The sequence below is a fragment of the Streptomyces sp. 3-6 genome (assembly GCF_056323165.1).
The window spans coordinates 49,884-58,694 of sequence record NZ_JBWHZP010000024.1; the positions used below are offsets into that span (position 1 = coordinate 49,884).

The window sequence follows — 8,811 nt, forward strand, 5'->3', positions numbered from 1 at the left end:
GCTCACGCTCCCGTGGCGACGAGGACGGCGGCGACCGCGAGGACGACGGTGCCGGCGAGCAGCGCGCTCACATAGGTCTGCACATTGCCGGTCTGGGCGCGGCGCACGGCGGTCCCGAGCCAGCGGGGCAGCGTGCCGGCGCCGCGGACGTAGGTGTCGACGACCTCCCGGTCGAGGAACCGGACCAGTGCGGCGCCGGCCCGCACCGGGCGGACGAAGAGGGCCGTGTACACGGCGTCCAGGTGGAAGCCGGCGGCCGCGTGCCGGTGCAGGGGGCCGAGCAGCAGCCGTCCCGGGTCGGCCGGGTCGGGGGCGCTCGCGATGTCGCCGTAGGCGGGCCGGTGGCCGGCGATGGCTTCCGCCTCCACGTCCCCCGGGTCCGCCTCGGGGTGGGCGGCCACGGCGCCGAGCGGTACGCGGGCCGCGTGGGCGGTGGTGTGCCGCCAGGTGGCGTAGGTGACGATGCCGCCGACCAGGGCCACGCCCGTGCCGAGGACGGAGGTGGTGAGGGTGGGTGTGAGGCCGTGCCCGTCGAACCAGTCCGGTAGCGCGCGGAACGCGAGGCCGCCCAGGGCGAGGGACGGGACCGCGAGGACCCAGAGCACGGCGGTCATCGTCAGCGGCTGCCGGCCGTGGTCGGGCGCCTCGGCGCCGTGGCCGCGGAAGGCCAGCAGCCACAGACGCGTCGCGTACGCGGCGGTGAGCAGGGCGGTGACCAGGCCGGCGAGGAGGACGATCCATCCCGCCGCGGCGGGGGTGCGGTCGCTGTGGCCGGTGACGACGTGTTCGGCGGCGCCGAGGACGGCCTCCTTGGAGAAGAAGCCGCTGAACGGGGGGATGGCGGCGAGCGCGAGCAGGGCCACGGTCATCGTCCAGTAGGCGTCGGGCACGCGGTCGCGCAGGTGGCTCATGCGGGACGTGGCGGCCAGGGAGTTGGTGCCGGCGGCGTGGATGACCACACCGGCGGCGAGGAACAGCAGCGCCTTGAAGGCGCCGTGGGACAGGAGGTGGAAGACGGCAGCACCGCGGTCGGCGACGGCGAGGGCGCCGGTCATGTAGCCGAGCTGGCCGATGGTCGAGTAGGCGAGGACGCGTTTGATGTCGTCCTGGGCGAGCGCGGCCAGCGCCGACCCGGCCATGGTCACGGCGGCCATGACGGCGAGGACGGTCATCGCGGCCCCGGACGCCTCGAAGAGGGGAAGGAGGCGGGCGACGAAGTAGACGCCGGCGGCGACCATCGTCGCGGCGTGGATCAGCGCGGAGACGGGGGTGGGGCCCGCCATGGCGTCGGGCAGCCAGGTGTGCAGCGGGAACTGCGCCGACTTGCCGGCCACGCCCGCCAGGAGGAGCAGCGCGATGAGCGTGGGGTGCTCGATGCCGCCGCTCGCCACCGCGCCGAGGACCCGGGTGATGCGGAAGGAGCCGGCCTCGTGGGCGAGGGCGAACAGGCCGATGAGGAAGGGGACGTCGCCCAGTTTGGTGACCAGGAAGGCCTTGAGGGAGGCGGCGCGGGCCTCGGCGGTCTCCCAGTAGTGGCCGACGAGGAAGTAGGAGCAGATGCCCATCACTTCCCAGCCGACCAGGAGCACCATCAGGTCGCCGGAGTAGACGACCAGGAACATCGCGGAGGTGAACAGGGAGACGAGCGCGGCGTAGGAGGGATAGCGCGGGTCGGTGCGCAGGTAGCCGATGGAGTAGATCTGCACGCAGCAGGCGACGACGCCGACCACCACGGCGGTGAGGGCGGCGAAGCCGTCGATGTGCAGGGCGAGGGCGATGGGGACGGACCCGGTCGGGGCCAGCTCGGTGGCGGCGTCGACCGCCCGGCCTCCGCCCTGCCGCCCGGCGACGATCGCGGCCAGGACGAGGGAGGTGAGGGTCGGCAGGACCGCGAGCGGGCGCACGAAGCCGGGGGCGGTGCGGCCGAGGAGCAGTCCGGCGACCGCGCCGAGGAAGGGCAGCAGGGGGACGAGGACGGCGAGGGTGGTCGTGGTCACGCGGTGGCCTCAGCCTTCTCGGCGGCCGGCCCGGTCGCCTGGGCCGCGGGAGCGTCACTGTCGGATGCGCCGTCGGAACCGTCGCGGCCGTCGGGTTCGTCGGGGCCGTGGCCCTCGGCGGTGTCGCGGAGCCTGTCGATGTCCGCGGTGCCCCGGTTGCGGTGGACGGCGAGGACGATGGCCAGCCCGATGCCGATCTCCGCCGCGGCGATGGCGATGGTGAACAGGGTGAGGGCCTGCCCGGAGTGGAGGGTCTCCTCGGCGGCGCGGCTGAGCCACACGTCGAAGGCGACCAGGTTCAGGTTGACCGCGTTGAGCATCAGCTCGACCGACATCAGGACCAGGATCGCGTTGCGGCGGGCGAGGACCCCGTACAGGCCGGTGCAGAAGAGGAGGACGGACAGCACGGCGGGATAGGCGAGGTGCATCAGCGGTCCCCTTCCGTGTCGCCGTGCCCGTGCCCATGGCCGGTGGTCGGGGTGGTGCTGCCGCCTGGCTTCGACGAGCCGGCGTTCCCGGCGGCAGGGGTGTCCCGGCGGGTTCCGGCCCCGGTCGCCGTGGCTCGGCCGGGGCGCGGTGTCCTTCCAGCGGCCCCGGCGCCCCTGGTGGATGTGGTGGCCCCGGTGCCCGGGGCGCTTCCGGCGGGGCCGCCGGCGGGGGTGGTCCTGGCCGGGTCGGCCTTCGCCTTGCAGGACAGGACGATAGCGCCGACGAGGGCGGCGAGGAGGAGGACGGAGAGGGCCTCGAACGGGAGGACCCAGTGCTGGAAGAGGCTCGCGCCGGTCACCTCGGTGGACCCGGCGGGGGCGCCGTCCAGGTCGATCCAGGTGGTGCGGAAGGCGTCCACGACGACCCAGACCAGGGTGCCCGCGGCGGCCACCGCCACGGCGAGCGCGAACCACCGGTTGCCCGAGTCGGCGTCCGGGGAGCGCCCGATGGGGGCCCGGGTCAGCATCAGACCGAACAGGATGAGGACGATGACCGAACCGACGTAGATGAGGACCTGTACCCAGGCGATGAACTCGGCCGTGAGCAGCAGGTATTCGACGGCGAGACCGCCCAGGGCCACCACCAGCCACAGGGCGGCGTGCACCAGTTGGCGGGTGGTGACGGTGATGACGGCGGCGCCGAAGGTGACCAGGCCAACGAGGAGGAAGGTGATCTCGACGCCCGTGGGCGAGAGGAAACCGTGGGACTCGGCCGCCAGGTGCGGTGCCTGGGGAGCACCGGTGCGCATCGCCAGGTCGGCGACGCTCGCTGCGAGGGTCATTCCCGGCCCTCCTGCCGTGGGCGCCGTGGATCCCGTGACTGCCGCTGGTCGTCCGCGTCGCGCGCCTCGCCCGTGCGGTCCGGGCGGCTCGGCTGGTCCGGGTGGCCGGCCCGGTCCGCGCCGCTCGTCCCGCCCGGACCGTCCGTACCGCCCGTCCCGCGCGAACCGTCCGGATGACGCGGCTGGTGCGGCTCGCGCGGCTGGTCCGGCTCGCGCGGCTGGTCCGTCTGCTGCTTGGACTCGCCGGCGGGGCGGGTCGGGGACTCGGCGGCGCGGGCCTGCTCTTCGGCGTGCGAGACGGTTCCGGCGGCAGCAGCCGGGGACGTCGGCGCGGGCGCCGGGGCACTCGCCGGCTCCTGGGCCGCCTGGGCGGCGGCCAGCTTGTCGGCCGTCCTGCGGGCCGCGGCGAGTTCCTTGGGTTCCTCGGCACCGGGGTCGAGGGCCGGCGGGGCCGGGACGGTCCACATCCACTCGCGGAGCTTGTCGCGCTCGTGGGTGAGGTCGCGGATGTCGGTCTCGGCGTACTCGAACTCGGGTGACCAGAACAGGGCGTCGAAGGGACAGACCTCGATGCAGATACCGCAGTACATGCAGAGGGAGAAGTCGATGGCGAAGCGGTCCAGGACGTTCCGCTGGCGTTCCCGGCCACCGGGAGCCGCGGGCGGGACGGTCTCCTTGTGGGAGTCGATGTAGATGCACCAGTCCGGGCACTCGCGGGCGCACAGCATGCAGACCGTGCAGTTCTCCTCGAAGAGCGCGATCACCCCGCGACTGCGCGGGGGCAGGTCGGGCTGGGTGTCCGGGTACTGCGCGGTGACGGACTTCTTCGTCATGGTCCGCAGGGTGACGGCCAGCCCCTTGGCCAGACCGCTGCCGGGGACGGGAGCCATTACGCGATCACCACCTTGACGATGCCGGTGAGGGCAATCTGAGCGAGAGCGAGGGGGACCAGGACGGTCCAGGCGAACTTCTGCAACTGGTCCTCACGCAGCCGGGGGTGGGTGACGCGGAGCCAGATCACCACGAAGGCGAGGACCGCGGTCTTCAGCAGGGTCCAGAACCAGCCGAGTCCGTCGGCACCCCACGGGCCGTGCCAGCCGCCCAGGAACAGGACGGTGGTCAGCGCGCAGAGGACGACGATCCCGGCGTACTCGGCGAGGAGGAACAGGGCGAAGCGCAGACCGGTGTACTCGGTGTACGCGCCGAAGATGATCTCCGAGTCGGCGACGGGCATGTCGAAGGGCGGACGCTGGAGTTCGGCGAGCCCGGCGACGAAGAAGACGAGCGCGCCGGTGATCTGCCAGGGCAGCCACCACCACTCGAAGGCGTCCAGGATGCCGACGAGCGAGACGGTGCCGGCCGCCATCGCCACGGAGGCGGCGGTGAGCAGCATCGGCAGTTCGTAGGCGAGGAGTTGGGCGGCGGTGCGCAGGCCGCCGAGGAGGGAGTACTTGTTGGCGGAGGCCCAACCGGCCATGAGCGAACCGAGCACGCCGACGCCCATGATCGCGAGGACGAAGAACAGGCCCGCGTCGATCACCTGGCCCACCGCGCCCTCGCCCGGCCCGATCGGGATGGCCAGCAGCACCAGCAGGTACGGCAGGAGCGCGACGGCCGGGGCGAGTTGGAAGACGCAGCGGTCGGCCCGGGCCGGGACCACGTCCTCCTTCTGCGCGAACTTCACGCCGTCGGCGATGAGCTGGGCCCAGCCGTGGAAGCCGCCCGCGTACATCGGGCCCAGGCGGCCCTGCATGTGGGCCATCACCTTGTGCTCGGTCTGACCGACGAGCAGGGGGAAGGTGAGGAAGACGACGAAGACGATCAGGAGTCGAAGGGCGACGTCGAGCACGTCGGTCACTGTCGGCCTCCCCGATGGTCATCGGCGTCGCCGGAGCCGGCAGACCCGTCGGAGTCGGTGGACCCGGCGGAGTCGGCAGACCCGTCGGAGTCGGTGGACCCGGCGGAGTCGGCAGACCCGGTTGATCCGTCAGACCCGGCGGAGTCGGTGGACCCGTCCGATGCGCCTGAGCCGTCACGCCCGTGGGTTTCGCCTGGTGCGTCATGCTCGTCGGTTCCGGCTGGCCCGATGGCCTCGCCGGGTCCGTCCGATCCGGCGGGCGCGCCTGGCCCACCGGACCCATCGGTCGTGTGGTCGGTCGGCCCAGTCGGCGCGGGGACTCGTCCCAGGGCCGGGGCGGTACCGGTGCGGCTCCCCGTACCGGGGCCCTTCTCCGCGCGCGTGCTGCCTTCGGTGCCAAGGCCGCCGGCAGCGCCGGCGCCCGTGACGGAGCCGTCGGCAGCATCGGTGCCCGTGTCGGCCGTGGCGGTGCCCGTGCTGGGGCCGGTGCCGCGGTCGTTCTCGGCCTTGTCCTGGGCCGCGCCGGGCTCCTCGGTGCGGGCCTCCGGGTCCGTGTCAGGGCCTGCGTTGCCTCGGCCGGCCCGCTCGGCCTGTTCGGCCTGCTCGGTGGGCTCGGCCTGGGCCCCGAGTGCGGTCCGGTTGTCGGCTTGGGCCGGGTCGTCGGTCTCCTCGAAGGCGGGGCGGGCGTGGTGCCAGGGGGCGTCCGGGCTGCGGGGACCGGAGGGAGGCCTGGCCTCCGTGACGGGTGCGGTTCCCCGCCCGGCACCGCTGTCCTGAGCGGAAGGTGCCTCGGCGGAGGAGTTTTCGGCAGAGGCGTCCTCGGCCGAGGTCTTCTCGGTGGTGGTCTTCTCGGTGGTGGTCTTCTCGGCCGGGGCGTCCTGGCGCTGCCGGCTCGCCCGCTGGCTCGCCGAGCCCTCGGACGCGCTGCGGGTCCGCCGGGCGGGCCGCGCCGGGCGGGCGCCTGCCCCGGATGCCTCGGACGTCCCGGATACCTCGGACGTCCCGGGTGCCTCGGAGGTCCCGGGTGCCTCCGACGTCCCGGGTGCCTCGGACGGGGTGCGTGACGATGTGTCGGAGAGGGGCGCGCCGGGGGGTGCCGACGGCTGTCCGGCCGACTGGCTCACCGATCCCTCCGCCGCGGAACGCATCCGCCGGGGCCGTCGGCCGCCCCCGGAGGGACCGGCGGGACCGGCGGGGGCCCCCTCGACCGGACGCGCCCCCGCGTCCGCCTGCGCGTTCGCGCCTGTGCCCGTGCCCACGGCGCGGCCGGTGCTGCTGCTCGGCGGGGTGGGCGACTGGCCGACCGAGCCGTCCGCGGCCGAGCGGGTGCGGCGGACCGGACGGTCGCCCGCCGCACGTCCGGCCGCACCGGTCGCACCGGTGGCACCGGCAGCCCTGCCCGCTCCCCTGGCCGGGCGGGCCGGGGCCGCGGGGAGCCGGCCCTTCAGCGGGCCCCACTCGTTGGGGTCGGGGACGCCCGGGGGCAGCATCTGACGGCGGCGCGGACCACCGTGCTCGGACTCGCCGGGCTCCTTCGCGCCCGGCCACGCCTTGGCGACCCGGGCGGCGAGGACGAAGTCCTTACGGAGGGGGTGGCCTTCGAAGCCCTCGGGCAGCAACAGGTGGTCCAGGGCGGGGTGGCCGGTGAAGTCGATGCCGAACATCTCGTACGTCTCGCGCTCGTGCCACGCGGCGCCCGCGTAGACGTCCACGGCGGTCGGGAGGGCCGGGGCATCGTGCGGGACGGTGGTGCGCAGCAGCAGTCGGCGCACCGGTGACAGCGCGGCGACGTGGGCGGCGACGCGGAACCCCGTGCCGGGTTCGTCGACCGCGCTCAGCCAGTCGAAGTAGGTGCAGCCGAGGCGGTCGCGCGCCGTCTCCAGCGCGGTGATCCAGGATGCGGGCGGCACGTCGACGGTGAGGACGTCGTACGACTCCTCGGCGGTGGCGTCCGCGCCGAACAACGCCTCGGTGCCGTCGGGGAGCCAGCCGACCGTCGTCATCGGTCACCCTCCGCATCCGTCGCGCCCGACGCGCCACCCGACGCGCCGCCCGAAGCACCCGACGCGCCCGCAGCCCCCGTCGTACCCCTGGCATCGGCAGCCCCCGCGGCACCGGTGGCCTCGGTGGCCCCCACCGCACCCGTGGCCTCCGCTGCCCCCGCCGATCCGGTGGCTCCGGGCGCCCCCGGTTCGGGTGCGGGCGGCCGTACGAGCCCGCTCTGCAGGGCCGCCGCGGAGGGACGCTGCGCCGCGTACCGCTCCCCCAGCGACTCCCGGGCGATCTTCTCCTGGAGTTTGAGGATGCCCTGGAGCAGCGCCTCCGGCCGGGGCGGGCAGCCGGGGACGTAGACGTCCACGGGGATGATCTGGTCCACGCCCTTGGTGACGGAGTAGGAGTCCCAGTACGGGCCGCCGCAGTTGCTGCACGCGCCGAAGGAGATGACGTACTTCGGCTCCGGCATCTGCTCGTACAGGCGCTTCACGGCGGGCGCCATCTTGTCCGTGACCGTGCCGGACACCACCATCAGGTCGGCCTGGCGCGGTCCCGGGGCGAACGGGATGACCCCGAGGCGGATGAAGTCGTGGCGGGCCATCGACGCGGCGATGAACTCGATCGCGCAGCAGGCGAGGCCGAAGTTGAAGACCCAGAGCGAGTAGCGGCGGCCCCAGTTGAGGATGACCTTCATCGGCTCGGGGGCCAGCCGGGAGAGGAGCCCCAGCCTGGCGCCGCCCTCGTCGGGCGGCATCGCCGGGTCGGGCAGCAGCACCGGCTCGGCGCCCCGGTCGGCGGGGGACGAGGAGGCGGCTGCGGCCCCGGAGGCCGCCGGGGCCCCGGGAGTCGCAGGGGTCGCGGGGGTCACGTCCATGTCAGGACGCCCTTCCTGTATGCGTACAGCAGTCCGACGGCGAGGAAGCCGAGGAAGATGAACATCTCCACCAAGGTGGTCGCTCCGTAGCCGTCGGCGGCGAAGACGGTCGCCCACGGGAAGAGGAAGATCGAGTCGACGGCGAAGATGACGTAGAGGAAGGCGTACACGTAGTAGCGGACCTGGGTGTGGGCCCAGCCCTCGCCCACCGGGTCGACACCGCATTCGTACGTCATCAGCTTCTCGGGCGTGGGGACGACGGGCCGCAGCAGCCGGCCCGCGCCGAAGGCCACGGCGACGAACAGCACGCCGACGACGGCGAGCAGTCCGACGACCGAGTACGCCTGGAAGTAGTCCGCCGCGACGTGCGCGGCGACGACGGTCGAGTCGACGACGGTCGAGTCGATGACGGTCGAGTCGACGACGGTCGGTTCCCGCACGTCCGCCCCTCACTCCTCGGCTGTGTTGCCCCTGATCCACGCCCGTGACCGTCGGCACCGGCACCGGCACCCGGCAGAAGGCACCCGACGGGCCGTCGGACGCGCTCCCGTCCGGGCCGGACCGTCCGGGCCGATCCGAACCGTCCGGGCCGAACCGTCCAGATCGGTCCGTACGGGTTCCGTCCGGGCCGCGTCCGGACCGTCCAAGCCGTGCGAACAGTCCGAGCCGTTGGTCCGGACCGTCCGGGCCGTCCGAACGATCCGCACCGTTCGTCCGGGCCGTTCGTCCGGGCCGTTCGTCCGGGCCGTTCGTCCGGGCCGTTCGTCCGGGCCGTTCGTCCGGGCCGTTCGTCCGGGCCGTTCGTCCGGGCCGTTCG

Annotated in this window: 7 protein-coding genes and 1 pseudogene; all 8 read right to left on the bottom strand. The window is 73.9% G+C overall.

Going from position 1 to position 8,811, the window contains the following annotated elements:
- Positions 1-2 precede the first annotated feature (2 nt).
- Positions 3-1,997 carry an NADH-quinone oxidoreductase subunit 5 family protein gene (locus tag AC02VZ_RS23700; RefSeq protein ID WP_476476339.1) on the bottom strand — a complete coding sequence of 665 codons (1,995 nt, stop codon included), beginning with the start codon at positions 1,995-1,997 and terminating at the stop codon, positions 3-5.
- Positions 1,994-2,425 (bottom strand): NADH-quinone oxidoreductase subunit NuoK, encoded by a 432-nt coding sequence (gene nuoK, locus AC02VZ_RS23705; protein WP_432056029.1) that lies wholly within the window; start codon positions 2,423-2,425, stop codon positions 1,994-1,996. Before nuoK ends, AC02VZ_RS23700 begins: the two co-directional genes overlap by 4 nt.
- Positions 2,425-3,267: an NADH-quinone oxidoreductase subunit J family protein gene (locus AC02VZ_RS23710; protein WP_476476340.1), complete on the bottom strand. Its 843-nt coding sequence runs from the start codon at positions 3,265-3,267 to the stop codon at positions 2,425-2,427. Before AC02VZ_RS23710 ends, nuoK begins: the two co-directional genes overlap by 1 nt.
- 209 nt (positions 3,268-3,476) lie before the next feature.
- Positions 3,477-4,157 (bottom strand): annotated as a pseudogene (locus AC02VZ_RS23715) (NuoI/complex I 23 kDa subunit family protein); the annotation flags it as partial.
- Positions 4,157-5,125 carry a complex I subunit 1/NuoH family protein gene (locus AC02VZ_RS23720; RefSeq protein WP_476476341.1) on the bottom strand — a complete coding sequence of 323 codons (969 nt, stop codon included), beginning with the start codon at positions 5,123-5,125 and terminating at the stop codon, positions 4,157-4,159. The gene AC02VZ_RS23720 and the pseudogene AC02VZ_RS23715, both read right to left, overlap by 1 nt.
- Positions 5,122-7,128: an NADH-quinone oxidoreductase subunit C gene (locus AC02VZ_RS23725; RefSeq protein ID WP_476476342.1), complete on the bottom strand. Its 2,007-nt coding sequence runs from the start codon at positions 7,126-7,128 to the stop codon at positions 5,122-5,124. The genes AC02VZ_RS23720 and AC02VZ_RS23725 overlap by 4 nt, the downstream gene beginning before the upstream one ends.
- Positions 7,125-7,994 carry an NADH-quinone oxidoreductase subunit B gene (locus AC02VZ_RS23730; RefSeq protein WP_476476343.1) on the bottom strand — a complete coding sequence of 290 codons (870 nt, stop codon included), beginning with the start codon at positions 7,992-7,994 and terminating at the stop codon, positions 7,125-7,127. The genes AC02VZ_RS23725 and AC02VZ_RS23730 overlap by 4 nt, the downstream gene beginning before the upstream one ends.
- Entirely contained in the window at positions 7,985-8,434 is a 450-nt protein-coding gene (locus AC02VZ_RS23735) for an NADH-quinone oxidoreductase subunit A (protein ID WP_476476344.1), read from the bottom strand. Before AC02VZ_RS23735 ends, AC02VZ_RS23730 begins: the two co-directional genes overlap by 10 nt.
- Positions 8,435-8,811: the final 377 nt, after the last annotated feature.

Bases quoted from the DNA above. Each gene is read 5' to 3' on its own strand.
- nuoK (WP_432056029.1), bottom strand. From the start codon at position 2,425: ATGCACCTCGCCTATCCCGCCGTGCTGTCCGTCCTCCTCTTCTGCACC.
- AC02VZ_RS23710 (WP_476476340.1), bottom strand. From the start codon at position 3,267: ATGACCCTCGCAGCGAGCGTCGCCGACCTGGCGATGCGCACCGGTGCT.
- AC02VZ_RS23725 (WP_476476342.1), bottom strand. From the start codon at position 7,128: ATGACGACGGTCGGCTGGCTCCCCGACGGCACCGAGGCGTTGTTCGGC.
- AC02VZ_RS23730 (WP_476476343.1), bottom strand. From the start codon at position 7,994: ATGGACGTGACCCCCGCGACCCCTGCGACTCCCGGGGCCCCGGCGGCC.